Source organism: Paraburkholderia sp. (genome assembly GCF_035948235.1).
Taxonomy (GTDB): Bacteria; Pseudomonadota; Gammaproteobacteria; order Burkholderiales; family Burkholderiaceae; genus Paraburkholderia.
This window is the reverse complement of the sequence record NZ_DASZJJ010000344.1, coordinates 33006-46907: the sequence shown is the minus strand read 5'-3', so window position 1 is coordinate 46907 and position 13902 is coordinate 33006. Positions and strand designations below refer to the sequence as shown.

Genomic DNA, 13902 nt, shown 5'->3' with positions numbered 1-13902 from the left:
CGCAAGATCGTGATTCCGAGCATGCGTCCGGTGTTTTTCTCGGTGCTGCTGATCCTGTGCCACATCACGATCAAGACGTTCGACCTGGTTGTCGCGCTCACCGCGGGCGGCCCGGGCACGTCGTCGTCGCTGCCGGCCATCTTCATGTACACGTTTTCGTTCAACCGCGGGCAGCTCGGCGTCGGCGCAGCTTCGTCGATGATGATGCTCGCGACGGTGGTGGCCGTGCTCGTGCCGCTCATGTACCTGGAATCGAGGAGCACGCGCAATGCAGCCTAAGATGAAGGTGAGCCGCGTATTCATCTACGCGGTGCTGATCCTGTTCGCCTTGTACTTCCTGTTCCCGCTTTACGTGATGCTCTCGACGTCGTTCAAGACGCTCGACGAACTTCACACGGGCAACATGCTCACGCTGCCCGCGCACCCCAGTTTCGCGCCGTGGGTGAAGGCGTGGAGCAAAGCCTGTACCGGCGTGCGCTGTGACGGCATGCAGCCGTTCTTCATGAACTCGGTGAAGATGGTGATTCCGGCCGTGCTGATCTCGTCGATCATCGGCGCGTTCAACGGCTACGTGCTCACGCACTGGCGCTTCCGTGGCGCGGATGCGCTCTTCACGATGCTGCTGGTGGGCTGCTTCATCCCGTTCCAGGCCATCCTGTTGCCGATGGCGCGTCTCGAAGGCTTCTTTGGCCTCTCGAACACGATTGGCGGCCTGGTGCTGGTGCACGTGGTCTACGGTATCGCGTTCACGACGATGTTCTTCCGCAACTTCTACGTGAGCGTGCCCGCTGAACTCGTGAAGGCCGCGCGCATCGACGGCGCCGGTTTCTTCATGATCTTCACGAAGATCATGCTGCCGATCTCGCTGCCCATCTTCATGGTGTGCCTGATCTGGCAATTCACACAGATCTGGAATGACTTCCTGTTCGGTATCGTGTTCTCGGGCGTCGATTCGATGCCGATCACGGTGGCGCTGAACAATCTCGTGAACACGTCCACGGGCGTGAAGGAATACAACGTCGACATGGCCGGCGCGATCATCGCCGCGCTGCCCACGTTGCTCGTCTACGTGATCGCCGGCCGCTACTTCGTGCGCGGTCTCACGGCGGGCGCGGTGAAGGGCTAAGAAGCTCTAATCGATTAAAAGGATTCATAGCATGGCAAGCCTTTCCATTCGCGACGTCTACAAGACCTACCCGAACGGCGTCCCCGTCCTCAAGGGCGTGAACATCGACATCGAAGACGGCCAGTTCCTGATTCTGGTCGGCGGCTCGGGCTGCGGGAAATCGACGCTGCTCAACATGATCGCGGGTCTCGAAACCGTGACCAAGGGCGAGATCATGATGGACGGCAAGGTGGTGAACAACCTCTCGCCGAAGGATCGCGACATTGCGATGGTGTTCCAGTCGTACGCGCTCTATCCGTCGATGACGGTGCGCGAGAACATCTCGTTCGGCCTGAACATCCGCAAGGTGCCGAAGGCCGAGCAGACGCAGATCGTCGACCGCGTCTCCAGCATGCTGCAGATCCAGCATCTGCTCGACCGCAAGCCGGGCCAGCTCTCGGGCGGCCAGCGCCAGCGCGTTGCGATGGGCCGCGCGCTTGCACGCGACCCGATCATGTTCCTGTTCGACGAGCCGCTGTCGAACCTCGACGCCAAGCTGCGTATCGAGATGCGCTCGGAAATCAAGCTGCTGCATCAGCGCGTGGGCAAGACCATCGTCTACGTGACGCACGACCAGATCGAAGCCATGACGCTGGGCGACCGCATCGCGGTGATGAAGGACGGCATCGTGCAGCAGTTCGGCGCGCCGCAGGACATCTACGATTCGCCGTCGAACCTGTTCGTGGCGGGCTTTATCGGCGCGCCGCCGATGAACTTCATCAACGGTCGGCTGGTGGAGCAGGGCTCGGGCGTGGGTATCGAGCTGGACACGGGCGTGGCGCGCAACGTGCTGAATCTGCCGTTCGAGGCGAATAAGGTGCGCGGCCATATCGGCCAGGAAGTGGTGCTGGGCCTGCGCCCGGAACGCATCACCGACGCGCGCAGCTCGCACGACGGTCACGGCCACGAACTGCAACGTCACACGGTCAAGGTCGATGTGATCGAGCCGACCGGTCCGGACACGCTGGTGTTCGCGCAGGTCAACGGCAAGCGCGTGGTGAGCCGCGTGCACCCGGGCGCGAATCCGCAGCCGCTCAACAGCATGGAACTGCTGTTCGACGTGTCGAAGGCCGTGCTGTTCGATCCGAAGACGGAAGAGCGCATCGCGTAACGTCTGCGCTTCGCTGTAAAAGAAAAACCCGTTCGCTGCGCAAGCAGGAACGGGTTTTTTGTTGGGCGCCGCGAGTGATCAGATCAAAGATGACCGTGCTGGCCGTGCCCATGGCCATGCAGCGGCTGCAGCAGCACGAGCACCGCGCCCGCGCCGCCGTCATGCGGGCGCGCCTGGCAGAACGCAATCACTTCTTCCTTCTGCACGAGCCACGCGCGCACTTTGCCCTTGAGCACGGGCTCCTTGCCCACCGAGCCGAGTCCCTTGCCGTGAATCACGCGCACGCAGCGCAGGCCGCGCTTGCCGGCTTCGCGAATGAACGTCTGCAGCGACTCGCGCGCTTCTTCGCGGCGCATGCCGTGCAAATCGAGTTGAGCCTGCACGATCCACGTGCCGCGCCGCAGCTTTTTGACGACTTCCTCGCTGATGCCGGGGCGGTGGTAGTAGAGCGAATCGTCGGTATCGAGCAGGGCTTCGGGATCGAATTCGTCGGAGATCGCTTCGTGAAGGACGGCCTGTTCGTCCAGACGCGTCTGCAACGGCAGCGGCACGGGCGCCGCACGGCGCGGCTGGGCGCGCGGCGGGGCCACGAGCGGCGCGACCGAGCCGATCTCACGGCGGAACAGATCGCTGTCGGCGGCGGCTTCGACGCGCGCCGCCTGAGCGACGACGCGTTCGCGCTCGCGTTGGCGCGTCTGGGTCTTGAGCGCGTCGCGCAGGCTGCCGAGGCCGGAGAAGCCGCTGGCCACCTTGCCGGCTTCCAGTGCGGGCGCAGGCGCTGCGGCGGGAGCCGCGGCGGGGCGCGGGCTGGCAGGGCGCTTGGGCTCGCCCGGATGGGGGACGTTCTTGGGCATGACGAAAGAAACGGGAGGCGCGGGTTAAGTCGATTTTGAAGCGGCGGCGTCTGGCGACGAAGCCAATGAAAAAGGGCCGCCGGCTGGCTGGCCGCGACCCTTCCTGCAATGCGCCGCCAGACTTCAGGGCGCTATTTTACCGGCTTGACGCAAACCGGCTGGCTTCGGCCGCGTTCGGCTTAACGATCCGCTTCGGCGCTCATGACGTGCGCCTGGCCGAGTTCGTCCACGCTTTCCAGGTAGCGCTGCGCGTCGAGCGCGGCCATGCAGCCCGTGCCGGCGCTGGTGATCGCCTGACGATAGACGTGATCCTGCACGTCACCCGCCGCGAACACGCCGGCAACGCTGGTGCCGGTGGCGTTACCGTTCAGGCCGCCGTTGGTGATGATGTAGCCGTTCTTCATCTCCAGCTGGCCTTCGAAGATGTCGGTGTTCGGCTTGTGGCCGATCGCCACGAACACGCCTTGCAGGTCGAGATCGGTGGTTTCGCCGGTCTTGGTGTTCTTGATGCGCAGGCCGTTCACGCCGCCTTCGTTGCCCTTCACTTCGTCGAGGACGTGGTCCCACTTGATCTCGACCACGCCTTCCTTTTCCTTCGCCAGCAGGCGGTCGATCAGGATCGGCTCGGCGCGGAACTTGTCGCGGCGGTGGATCACCGTGACCTTCTTGGCGATGCCAGCCAGGTAGAGCGCTTCTTCGACCGCCGTATTGCCGCCGCCGATCACGGCGACGTGCTGGTTGCGGTAGAAGAAACCGTCGCAGGTCGCGCAGGCCGACACGCCGCGGCCCATGAACAGCTCTTCGCTGGGGAGGCCCAGGTATTGCGCCGATGCGCCGGTCGCGATGATCAGCGAGTCGCAGGTGTATTCGGCCGAATCGCCGATCAGGCGGATGGGCTTTTCATCGAGCTTGGCCGTGTGGATGTGATCGAACACGATTTCCGTGTTGAAGCGCTCTGCGTGCTCCAGGAAGCGCTGCATCAGTTCCGGACCCTGCACGCCGTTCGGGTCGGCGGGCCAGTTTTCCACGTCGGTCGTGGTCATCAGCTGGCCGCCCTGGGCCAGACCCGTGACGAGCAGCGGCGACAGGTTCGCGCGCGCCGCATAAACGGCTGCCGTGTAGCCGGCGGGGCCGGAACCGAGAATCAGGACTTTGGCGTGTTTGGTTGCGGGCATGGTCGAATTCCGTAGAAGGCGCTGCGCGGCGGGAAAGCGGGCGCGGCTGCCGGGGTTCGCATGAGCCGCGCGATGCTGCGGCGGCGCTCATGCAGGTAGTTGGGTATCAGCCCGTAATTATAAAGGCCGTGGCAGACCGATGCGTCATGAGGGTTTCTCATCGCGACGATAGTGTGCCGGTTGCGTGCCGATAGCCGTGCGGGCGCTCCCGCCGCACGGTAAGGTGCCCGCCCGCGCCGTTGTCAGTTACCGTCATTTACAGCGTGGGGGCGCCGGGGCCTAAACAACGCGTTTACAATAGGCCGGATCGGACGGCCGCCGCGCCCGTCTGCCGGGGCCTCCGGCAGCGCGCCCGCGCCGCGCAAGCATCAAGAGTCACCGGGATTCAATGGCCAAAGCTCCCTATTCCGCGCCGGCGCAGGCATTGCCTCACCGCATGTCGCGTCTTTTCACCGAAATCCGCTGGATCCTGCAGGTCGCGCTGGGCGTGTTCCTGCTGATGGCGCTCATCAGCTACAGCCGCCGCGATCCGAGCTGGACCCATGCCGCCCAGGTCGACCATATCTCGAACTGGGCCGGGCGCGTGGGCGCCTGGACGTCGGACATCCTGTTGCTGCTGTTCGGGCTGTCGGCCTATTGGTGGGTCGTGATCCTGGCGCGCCATATTTCGAAGAACTACCGCCGCATCACGCGCCACGAGGCGCTCGCCGACGAGGACGAAGACAAGCCGCGCGACCATAGCTGGATCGCCGAGGGCTTCGCCTTCGTGCTGGTGCTGCTGGCTTGCGACGGCATCGAAGCGTTGCGCATGTGGTCGCTAAAGGTGCAACTGCCGCGCGCGCCGGGCGGCGTGGTGGGGGAGGCCGTGGCGCGCGGCGTCTCGCATGCGCTCGGGTTCACGGGCGGCACGCTGGCGCTGCTGGTGGCGCTGGGCATCGGACTGTCGCTGTATTTCCGCTTTTCGTGGCTTTCGGTATCCGAGAAGGTCGGCGAATCGATCATCAATGCCGTGACGATGGCGCGTCTGCGCCGCGAGGAACGCAGCGACCGCAAGCTCGGCGAAGCCGCCGCGGTCAAGCGCGAAGGCAAGGTCGAGCGCGGCCGCGTCAAGATCGAAGAGCATGAACCGGTCACGATCGTGCCGCCAGTGGTCACGCCGCAGCGCTCGGAGCGCGTGGAGAAAGAGCGCCAGGTGCCGCTCTTCACCGACCTGCCGGGCGACTCCACCTTGCCGGCGATTTCGCTGCTCGACCCCGCGCCCGCCGCGCAGGAAACCATCTCGGACGACACGCTCGAATTCACCTCGCGTCTGATCGAGAAAAAGCTCAAGGACTTTGGCGTCGATGTGGCCGTGGTCGCCGCCTATCCGGGGCCGGTGGTGACGCGCTACGAAATCGAGCCCGCGACCGGCGTGAAGGGCAGCCAGATCGTCAATCTGGCCAAGGATCTCGCGCGCTCGCTGTCGCTCGTGTCGATCCGCGTGGTGGAGACGATTCCGGGCAAGAACTGTATGGCGCTCGAACTGCCGAACCAGCGCCGCCAGACCGTGCGCCTGTCGGAAATCCTCGGCTCGGCGGTTTATGCCGATGCGCCTTCGGCGCTCACCATGGGGCTCGGCAAGGATATCGGCGGCAAGCCGGTGTGCGCCGATCTCGCCAAGATGCCTCACCTGCTGGTGGCCGGCACGACCGGTTCGGGCAAGTCGGTGGGCATCAACGCGATGATCCTGTCGCTGCTCTACAAGGCCAGCGCGGAACAGGTCCGCATGATCCTGATCGACCCGAAGATGCTGGAAATGAGCGTCTACGAGGGCATTCCGCATCTGCTCTGCCCGGTCGTGACCGATATGCGCCAGGCCGGCAACGCGCTGAACTGGACCGTGGCCGAGATGGAGCGCCGCTACAAGCTCATGAGCAAGCTGGGCGTGCGCAATCTGGCGGGCTACAACAACAAGATCGAAGAGGCGAACAAGCGCGAGGAAAAGATTCCGAACCCGTTCAGCCTCACGCCGGACGATCCGGAACCGTGTCAGAAACTGCCGCATATCGTCGTGGTGATCGACGAGCTGGCCGATCTGATGATGGTGGTCGGCAAGAAGGTCGAAGAGCTGATTGCGCGGATCGCCCAGAAGGCGCGCGCGGCCGGCATTCACCTGATTCTGGCGACGCAGCGCCCGTCGGTGGACGTCATCACCGGGCTGATCAAGGCCAACGTGCCCACGCGCATGGCGTTCCAGGTGTCGTCGAAGATCGACTCGCGCACGATTCTCGACCAGATGGGCGCGGAATCGCTGCTCGGCATGGGCGACATGCTGTATCTGCCGCCCGGCAGCGGGCTGCCGGTGCGCGTGCACGGCGCATTCGTCGGCGACGACGAGGTGCATCGCGTGGTGGACAAGCTCAAGGAGCAGGGCGAGCCGAACTATATCGAGGGCATTCTCGAAGGCGGCGTGACGGGCGAGGGCGACGAGGGCACGGCAAGTGCTTCCGGCACCGGCGACGAGTCCGATCCGCTCTACGATCAGGCCGTCGAAGTGGTCATCAAGAACAAGCGCGCTTCGATTTCGCTTGTGCAGCGGCATCTGCGCATCGGGTATAACCGTGCTGCGCGGCTGCTCGAGCAGATGGAGCAGTCGGGGCTGGTTTCGGCGATGTCGTCGAGCGGCAACCGCGAAATCCTCGCGCCCACGCGCGACGCCGATTAAGGCGCACGCGCCCCCATTCGCTATTGGAGAACGATAGATGCAGTTTTTCGCAGGACATTCCGCAGGTTCAACGCTGGCGCGCGCGGGCCGCTCGCTCGCCGTGGCGCTGGGCGCAACGCTCGTGATGGCGAGCCACGCCTACGCCAGTGGCACCGACCAGCTCAAGCAGTTCGTCAGCCAGGTTCACGCCGCGCGCGGCAGCTTCGTGCAGCGCGAACTGAAACCGCCCTCAAGCGCCAAAAACGCCAGCGACGCCATCGCCACGGCCACGCTCAACGCCAAGGTGTCGAGCGGCACCTTCGTGTTCTCGCGCCCGGGCAAGTTCGTCTGGTCGTATGAAAAGCCGTACCAGCAACTGCTGCAATCGGACGGCGACAACCTCTACGTCTACGACAAGGATCTGAACCAGGTCACCGAGCGCAAGCTCGGCGGCGCGCTGGGTGCGAGCCCGGCGGCGATCCTGTTCGGCAGCAACGATCTGGACAAGAACTTCACGCTTTCCGATGCGGGCGTGAAGAACGGCATCGACTGGCTCGAACTGATTCCGAAGTCGAAGGACACGCAGTTCAAGAGCGTGGGCATCGGCTTTCGCGACGGCAACCTCGAAGCGATGGAACTGCACGACGTGTTCGGCAACGTGACGCTGCTGACCTTCTCGAACATCGAGAAGAACCCGTCCCTGCCGGCCTCGACGTTCAAATTCGTGCGACCCAAGGGCGCCGATCTGATTACGGGCGGCGCGAACTGATCCGCGCGTAGCCTGAAGTGAAAAGGGGCGGCTCGCACATCGCGAGCCGCCCCTTTGTTTTTCAGCGCTGATTGTTCAGGAGGAGAAGCGGATCACGCCATCCTCGCCGATCTGGCGCGTGAGCTTGCCCTCAAGCCAGAGCAGATGCAGATGCGCCAGCGCCTCGCCCAGCGCGAAGGTCAACTGATGCATGTCGAGCTTGCGCTTGAACATGAGCGGCACGATGTCGGCGGCGCATTGCGGCGCGGCAGCGCACGCTTCCTGCACTTCGGCCAGGCGCGCGTCGTGGTGCTCGCGCAGTTGCGCAATGCGCGTGTGCAGGCCGCGAAACGGCTTGCCGTGCGAGGGCAGCACGAGGGTGTCAGCCGCCATCGTCTCGTAGCGGCCCAGCGATTCCAGATAGAGGCCGAGCGGATTACCCTCCGGCTCCATATCGAACACCGACACGTTGGTCGAGATGCGCGGCAGCACCATGTCGCCCGAAATCAGCACGCCGGTTTCTTCGCACAGCAGCGCGCAATGTTCGGGCGAATGGCCAAAGCCCGTGACGACGCGCCAGTCGCGCCCGCCAATCTTCACCGTATCGGCTTCGCGCAGGCGACGATACTGCGAGGGCAGTGCGGGCACGAGGTTCGAGTAGTAGTTGCGGCGCGTGCGCAACTGGTCGAGCGAGCCTTCGTCGGTTACGCCATGGCGCGCGAAATGGCGCGCCGCGCCTTCGCCACCGGCGTTCGAGCCGTTGCCCGAAGCCAGCACGCAGGCGCTCATATATTCGCCAAGCGTCGTCCACAGGCGCACGTCCCAGCGCTGCTTGTCGCCGCCCGCGCAGATCCAGTGCGCGAGACCAATATGGTCCGGATGGCAGTGCGTGACCAGCACGCGCAGCACCGGCAGGCCCTCCAGCTGGCTTTCGAACACCTTTTCCCAGTGCGCCTTGATGGTGTCGTCGGTGATGCCGCAGTCCACCACGGTCCAGCCCTGCTGGCCGTCGATCTCGTCGCGCAGCAGCCAGAGATTGATGTGGTCGAGCACGAAAGGCAGCGGCATGCGCAGCCATTTCACGCCGGGCGCGACGTCGAAAGCGATGCCGGCGTCGGGCAGGGTATCGGCGAAAGGGTAGTCGAGCTGGTGTTCGAGGGCGTTCATCTTGGGTGGTGTCTCTGTCGTTATCGTGGGATTTCAGTGCGCATCAGACGTTGCCTGACAGCATTGTCGCCGCATTGCATCATTTCTGCTGGCGGCCCCGTAGACTGTTCCGACATGCGGAACAACAAGGGTGGTTGCGCAAGCCCGGACTTGACGATAACGTAAACGTCGATCCCAACGATAGCCATGCCGCCCGGCCCCAGGCCGCCCGCAGCGAAGCGCCCCCGCCATGAACCAGTACACGATTACCGAGCTCGCCCGCGAATTCGACGTGACGCCCCGTGCGATCCGTTTCTACGAAGACCAGGGCCTGCTCGCGCCAAGCCGCGAAGGCGCCGGCGGCCTCAAGCGCGTGTTCTCGGGCCGCGACCGCACCCGCCTGAGGCTCACGCTGCGCGGCAAGCGGCTGGGTTTCACGCTCAATGAGATTCGCGCGCTGCTCGATCTCTACGAATCGCCCACCGACACGCTACCGCAGTTGCAGGCCTTCCTCGAAACCGTCGTGCGCCACCGCGAAATCCTGGAGCGCCAGCGCGACGATCTCGACGCCACGCTCGAGGACCTCGCGCAGTACGAAGCGCAGGCGCGCGCGCTGCTGGCGAAGAACGCGGCGGGCGACGTGCGGCAGGCGCCGTCCGAAGTGAAATAAGAGCAAGCGACCAGACCGCGCCGGGAAACGCGCCATGAGACATTTTCCGAAACTGCTTTCCTCGCAGATCGGCTTCGATGTGGCGCAGACCGTGCTGGACGGTTTCAATCGCCATTACCAGAGCTTTACCGCCGCAGCGGTGCGCGCGCGAGCGTGTTTCGAGTCGGCCGACTGGCGTGGCCTGCAGCAACTCGCGCGCGAGCGCATCGTGTCCTATGACGAGCGCGTGCGCGAATGCCTCTACACGCTTCAGGACGAATACGACGCCGAAAGCATCGAAGACGAGGTGTGGGAACAGATCAAGCTCCACTACATCGGCTTGCTGACCACCCACCGGCAGCCCGAATGCGCCGAGACGTTTTTTAATTCGGTGTGCTGCAAGATTCTGCATCGCTCGTACTTCAATAACGATTTCATTTTCGTGCGGCCCGCGATCTCGACCGAATATATCGAAAACGACGAGGCCGCCGCGAGACCCACGTATCGCGCCTACTATCCGGCCAAAGATGGGCTTGCCGCCACGCTGGCGCGCATCGTCACGAATTTCCAGCTGGACACGCCTTTCGAGGACCTGGAGCGCGATGTGGGCTGCGTGATGCGGACCATGCTGGACACCTTCGGCATGGTCGAGCCGAAGCCCAATTTCCAGATTCATACGCTGGCTTCGCTGTTCTTTCGCAACCAGTCGGCGTATATCGTCGGGCGCATCATCAACGGCGATCAGATCGCGCCGTTTGTCGTGCCGATCCGGCATGTCGAAGGTGGCAAGCTCGCGCTCGATACGGTGCTGTTGCGCACAGACCCGGTGCTCATCATGTTCAGCTTCGCGCACTCATATTGCTTCGTGGATATGGAAGTGCCGTCCGCGTACGTCGAGTTTTTGCGCACCATCATGCCGCGCAAGGCGAAGGGTGAGATCTACACCTCGCTCGGGCTGCAGAAGCAGGGCAAGAATCTTTTCTATCGCGATCTGCTGCACCATCTGTCGCATTCGAGCGATCAGTTCGTCGCCGCGCCCGGGATTCGCGGCATGGTGATGATCGTGTTCACGCTGCCGTCGTTTCCCTATGTGTTCAAGGTCATCAAGGACCGCTTTCCCGCGCCGAAGGAAACCACGCGCGAGCAGGTGGAAGCCAAATATCAACTGGTGAAGCGCCACGACCGGCTGGGCCGTCTGGCCGATACGCTCGAATATTCGAGCGTCGCGCTGCCCATCGCGCGGCTCGACGAGGCGCTGCTGAAAGAGCTGGAAACGCTCGCGCCTTCAATGCTCGAATACGAAGGCGACAAGCTTGTGATCCGTCATCTCTACATCGAGCGCCGCATGGTGCCGCTCAATATGTGGCTGCAAAACGGCAGCGACGCAGACGTGGAGCACGGCATTCGCGAATACGGCAACGCGGTGAAGGATCTGATGCGCGCGAATATCTTTCCGGGCGACATGCTCTACAAGAATTTCGGCGTGACGCGACATGGCCGCGTGGTGTTCTACGACTACGACGAAATCGAATATCTCACCGATTGCAACGTGCGCGCCGTGCCCGCGCCACGTTATGAGGATGACGAACTATTGGACGAGCCGTGGTACGCGGTGGGCCCGCGCGATATTTTTCCGGAAACGTATGGCACGTTTTTGCTCGGCGACCCGCGCGTGAAGCGCTATTTCCTTGAGCATCACGCCGACTTCTTCGAGCCCGCGCTCTGGCAGGAAAGCCGTGCGCGCCTGCTGGCGGGCGAGGTGCCCGATTGCCTGCCTTATGACGCTGCGGAACGCTTTCGGGAACGGTATCCCGAGCGATTCCACGCATCATCGAACCTATGAACAAGGAGGATGGACATGAGTGAGACACAGACACAATCCCAGCAAGATCCGATCGTGATCGTCGCCGTGGCGCGCACGCCGATGGCCGGTTTTCAGGGCGAATTCGCTACGTTGACGGCGCCGCAACTGGGCGCGACGGCCATTGCTGCAGCAGTCGAGCGCGCGGGCCTCAAGCCCGAACAGATCGACGAAGTGGTGATGGGCTGCGTGCTGCCGGCGGGCCAGGGTCAGGCGCCCGCGCGCCAGGCGGCGCTGGGCGCGGGCCTGCCGCTCGCGGCGGGCGCGACCACCGTGAACAAGATGTGCGGCTCGGGCATGCGCGCGGCCATGTTTGCGCACGACATGCTGCTGGCGGGTTCCGCCGATGTGATCGTCGCGGGCGGCATGGAGAGCATGTCGAACGCGCCGTATCTGCTGCCGAAGGCGCGCGCGGGCATGCGCATGGGGCACGGCCAGGTGCTTGACCATATGTTCCTCGACGGTCTCGAAGACGCCTACGACAAGGGGCGTTTGATGGGCACCTTCGCCGAGGAATGCGCGGGCGAATTCGACTTTTCGCGCGAGCGTCAGGATGCCTTCGCCATCGAGTCGCTCAAGCGCGCGAAGCGCGCCAACGAGGACGGCGCGTTCGCGTGGGAGATCGCTCCCGTGAAGGTCGCATCGCGCGCGGGCGAAACCACCGTCGAGCGCGACGAGCAGCCCTTCAAGGCCAACCTCGACAAGATTGCCACGCTCAAGCCTGCGTTCAGCAAGACGGGCACGGTGACGGCTGCGAATGCGTCGTCGATTTCGGACGGCGCGGCGGCGCTGGTGATGATGCGCGAATCGACGGCAAAGCGTCTGGGCGTCCAGCCGCTCGCGCGTGTGGCGGGTCACACGAGCTTCGCGCAGGCGCCCGCGAAGTTCACGACTGCGCCGGTCGGCGCAATTGCAAAGCTGTTCGACAAGACCGGCTGGAAGGCCGAGGACGTCGATCTCTACGAGATCAACGAAGCCTTCGCCGTGGTCACGATGGCGGCGATGAAGGAGCACAACCTGCCGCACGACAAGGTCAACGTGAATGGCGGCGCGTGCGCGCTCGGGCATCCGATCGGCGCTTCGGGCGCGCGCATTCTCGTCACGCTGATCGGCGCATTGCGTGCGCGCGGCGGCAAGCGCGGTGTGGCGAGCCTGTGCATCGGCGGCGGCGAGGCCACGGCAATGGCCGTCGAACTCATGTAGGCTCTTGAGTGACGTGCGCCGCAGGGAGGCGGCGCGCGGCAAGACCCGCACGCGATGCGTCATGAAGATCGCGGCATACAAGACAGGTGCAACATGAAAACAGCATTGATCGTGGGTGCCTCGCGCGGCCTCGGCCTTGAGTTCGCGCGCCAGTATGTGAAGGCCGGCTGGCGCGTGCTGGCCACGGCCCGCTCCGAAGCGTCGCTGGCGGAGTTACGCGCGCTGGGTGCGCAAACTTATCCGCTCGATATCGCGCGGCCTGAAGACATCGCCGCGCTGGGCTCCAGGCTCGACGGCGAGCGGCTCGATGTGGCGCTGATCGTGTCGGGCGTCTATGGCCCGCGCACCGAGGGCGTCGAGACCATCACCGCCGAAGACTTCGAGTACGTGATGAACACCAACGTGCGCGGCCCGATGCAGATCATCCCGATCCTGCTGCCGCTCGTCGATGCAGCGCATGGCGTGCTCGGCGTGCTGTCCAGCCGCATGGGCAGCATCACGCAGACCACGGGCACGACTGGCTGGCTGTATCGCGCGAGCAAGGCGGCGGTGAACGACGTGCTCAAGATCACCTCGCTGCAGACGCGCCGCGCTACCTGCATCGCGCTGCATCCAGGCTGGGTGCGCACTGACATGGGCGGCGCGCACGCGGCCATCGACGCGACGGCGAGCGTCGCCGGCATGCGCGAAGTGGTCGCCGAGGCCGCCGCCGCGCGCGAAGTCTTCAACGGGCGCTTCTTCCAGTACGACGGCACCGAACTCGACTGGTAAGCTCTTCCGTGTGAATGAATCAGGGCCGCTACGCTCGCGCGGGCGGCTTTTTTGTTTTGTCGAAGGAATGGCTTTTTTATGAGCGCAAATCTACAGCGTCCCGTCGAATGTCCCTGCGGCGGCGCCGCGTCGGATCAAAAATCGGGCGCGAAGTCACCGCGTTACGCCGACTGCTGCGGCCGCTTTATCGACGGTGGCGCGTTGCCCGCCACCGCGCTCGAACTGATGCGCTCGCGCTATACGGCATACGTGCTGGGCGACGTGCCGTATCTGCGCGCGACATGGGCCGTGGAAACCTGTCCCGCCGATCTCGACGTCGATACCAATGCGCCGGGCGCGCCGCGCTGGCTGGGACTGGCCGTCAAGCGCCACGAAAGCATCGACGCCACGCATGCGATCGTCGAGTTTGTGGCGCGCCATAAAAGCGGGGGAAGGGCGTATCGGCTGCATGAAACAAGCCGCTTCACACGCGGTGACGACGGTCGCTGGCGCTACGTGGACGGCGATATCCTGGAAGGCTGACGCTTTAGCAGCGA

The 13902-nt window shown here is 64.2% G+C and carries 12 protein-coding genes and 1 pseudogene; 10 read left to right on the top strand and 3 right to left on the bottom strand.

What is annotated here, in order from left to right; all coding sequences use genetic code 11:
• The 3 genes and pseudogenes from VG320_RS30630 to VG320_RS30620 form a co-directional block, all read left to right on the top strand.
• Window positions 1-279, top strand: a pseudogene (locus VG320_RS30630) (sugar ABC transporter permease); the annotation flags it as partial.
• Window positions 269-1126 (top strand): carbohydrate ABC transporter permease, encoded by an 858-nt coding sequence (locus tag VG320_RS30625; RefSeq protein WP_327203816.1) that lies wholly within the window; start codon window positions 269-271, stop codon window positions 1124-1126. The pseudogene VG320_RS30630 and the gene VG320_RS30625, both read left to right, overlap by 11 nt.
• Window positions 1127-1157: 31 nt before the next feature.
• Window positions 1158-2276, top strand: coding sequence for a sn-glycerol-3-phosphate ABC transporter ATP-binding protein UgpC (locus tag VG320_RS30620; RefSeq protein ID WP_327203815.1), 1119 nt, complete (start codon window positions 1158-1160; stop codon window positions 2274-2276).
• A gap of 83 nt (window positions 2277-2359) precedes the next feature.
• Here the strand turns inward: VG320_RS30620 and VG320_RS30615 are convergent, their stop codons facing one another.
• Window positions 2360-3130 carry a Smr/MutS family protein gene (locus tag VG320_RS30615; RefSeq protein WP_327203814.1) on the bottom strand — a complete coding sequence of 257 codons (771 nt, stop codon included), beginning with the start codon at window positions 3128-3130 and terminating at the stop codon, window positions 2360-2362.
• A gap of 179 nt (window positions 3131-3309) precedes the next feature.
• Window positions 3310-4305 carry a thioredoxin-disulfide reductase gene (gene trxB / locus VG320_RS30610; RefSeq protein ID WP_327203813.1) on the bottom strand — a complete coding sequence of 332 codons (996 nt, stop codon included), beginning with the start codon at window positions 4303-4305 and terminating at the stop codon, window positions 3310-3312.
• A gap of 388 nt (window positions 4306-4693) precedes the next feature.
• Between trxB and VG320_RS30605 the strand changes: the two genes are divergently transcribed.
• Together VG320_RS30605 and lolA are read left to right on the top strand one after the other, a co-directional pair.
• Window positions 4694-7009, top strand: coding sequence for a DNA translocase FtsK (locus VG320_RS30605; protein WP_327203812.1), 2316 nt, complete (start codon window positions 4694-4696; stop codon window positions 7007-7009).
• Window positions 7010-7046: 37 nt separating this feature from the next.
• The gene (lolA, locus tag VG320_RS30600; protein WP_327203811.1) at window positions 7047-7757 is read left to right on the top strand and encodes an outer membrane lipoprotein chaperone LolA; all 711 of its coding nucleotides are present in this window, start codon (window positions 7047-7049) and stop codon (window positions 7755-7757) included.
• A gap of 75 nt (window positions 7758-7832) precedes the next feature.
• Here the strand turns inward: lolA and VG320_RS30595 are convergent, their stop codons facing one another.
• Window positions 7833-8903, bottom strand: coding sequence for an MBL fold metallo-hydrolase (locus tag VG320_RS30595; protein ID WP_327203810.1), 1071 nt, complete (start codon window positions 8901-8903; stop codon window positions 7833-7835).
• A gap of 229 nt (window positions 8904-9132) precedes the next feature.
• On the opposite strand from VG320_RS30595, the gene VG320_RS30590 reads away from it, so the two are divergent.
• From VG320_RS30590 to VG320_RS30570, 5 genes are all read left to right on the top strand, one after another.
• On the top strand, window positions 9133-9552 hold the full coding sequence (locus tag VG320_RS30590; protein ID WP_327203809.1) for a MerR family DNA-binding transcriptional regulator: 420 nt from the start codon (window positions 9133-9135) through the stop codon (window positions 9550-9552).
• A 34-nt stretch (window positions 9553-9586) separates the two neighbouring features.
• Window positions 9587-11374 carry a bifunctional isocitrate dehydrogenase kinase/phosphatase gene (gene aceK / locus VG320_RS30585; RefSeq protein WP_327203808.1) on the top strand — a complete coding sequence of 596 codons (1788 nt, stop codon included), beginning with the start codon at window positions 9587-9589 and terminating at the stop codon, window positions 11372-11374.
• 15 nt (window positions 11375-11389) lie between these two features.
• Window positions 11390-12595, top strand: a complete 1206-nt coding sequence (locus VG320_RS30580) for an acetyl-CoA C-acetyltransferase (RefSeq protein WP_327203807.1) — start codon at window positions 11390-11392, stop codon at window positions 12593-12595.
• Window positions 12596-12688: 93 nt separating this feature from the next.
• The gene (locus VG320_RS30575) at window positions 12689-13366 is read left to right on the top strand and encodes an SDR family oxidoreductase (protein WP_327203806.1); all 678 of its coding nucleotides are present in this window, start codon (window positions 12689-12691) and stop codon (window positions 13364-13366) included.
• Window positions 13367-13444: 78 nt separating this feature from the next.
• The gene (locus VG320_RS30570; RefSeq protein WP_327203805.1) at window positions 13445-13888 is read left to right on the top strand and encodes a YchJ family protein; all 444 of its coding nucleotides are present in this window, start codon (window positions 13445-13447) and stop codon (window positions 13886-13888) included.
• Window positions 13889-13902: the final 14 nt, after the last annotated feature.

Excerpts from the sequence above, each read along its gene's own strand:
- VG320_RS30625 (WP_327203816.1), top strand. The coding sequence starts at position 269 with ATGCAGCCTAAGATGAAGGTGAGCCGCGTATTCATCTACGCGGTGCTG.
- VG320_RS30620 (WP_327203815.1), top strand. The coding sequence starts at position 1,158 with ATGGCAAGCCTTTCCATTCGCGACGTCTACAAGACCTACCCGAACGGC.
- VG320_RS30615 (WP_327203814.1), bottom strand. The coding sequence starts at position 3,130 with ATGCCCAAGAACGTCCCCCATCCGGGCGAGCCCAAGCGCCCTGCCAGC.
- trxB (WP_327203813.1), bottom strand. The coding sequence starts at position 4,305 with ATGCCCGCAACCAAACACGCCAAAGTCCTGATTCTCGGTTCCGGCCCC.
- VG320_RS30605 (WP_327203812.1), top strand. The coding sequence starts at position 4,694 with ATGGCCAAAGCTCCCTATTCCGCGCCGGCGCAGGCATTGCCTCACCGC.
- lolA (WP_327203811.1), top strand. The coding sequence starts at position 7,047 with ATGCAGTTTTTCGCAGGACATTCCGCAGGTTCAACGCTGGCGCGCGCG.
- VG320_RS30595 (WP_327203810.1), bottom strand. The coding sequence starts at position 8,903 with ATGAACGCCCTCGAACACCAGCTCGACTACCCTTTCGCCGATACCCTG.
- VG320_RS30590 (WP_327203809.1), top strand. The coding sequence starts at position 9,133 with ATGAACCAGTACACGATTACCGAGCTCGCCCGCGAATTCGACGTGACG.
- aceK (WP_327203808.1), top strand. The coding sequence starts at position 9,587 with ATGAGACATTTTCCGAAACTGCTTTCCTCGCAGATCGGCTTCGATGTG.
- VG320_RS30580 (WP_327203807.1), top strand. The coding sequence starts at position 11,390 with ATGAGTGAGACACAGACACAATCCCAGCAAGATCCGATCGTGATCGTC.
- VG320_RS30575 (WP_327203806.1), top strand. The coding sequence starts at position 12,689 with ATGAAAACAGCATTGATCGTGGGTGCCTCGCGCGGCCTCGGCCTTGAG.
- VG320_RS30570 (WP_327203805.1), top strand. The coding sequence starts at position 13,445 with ATGAGCGCAAATCTACAGCGTCCCGTCGAATGTCCCTGCGGCGGCGCC.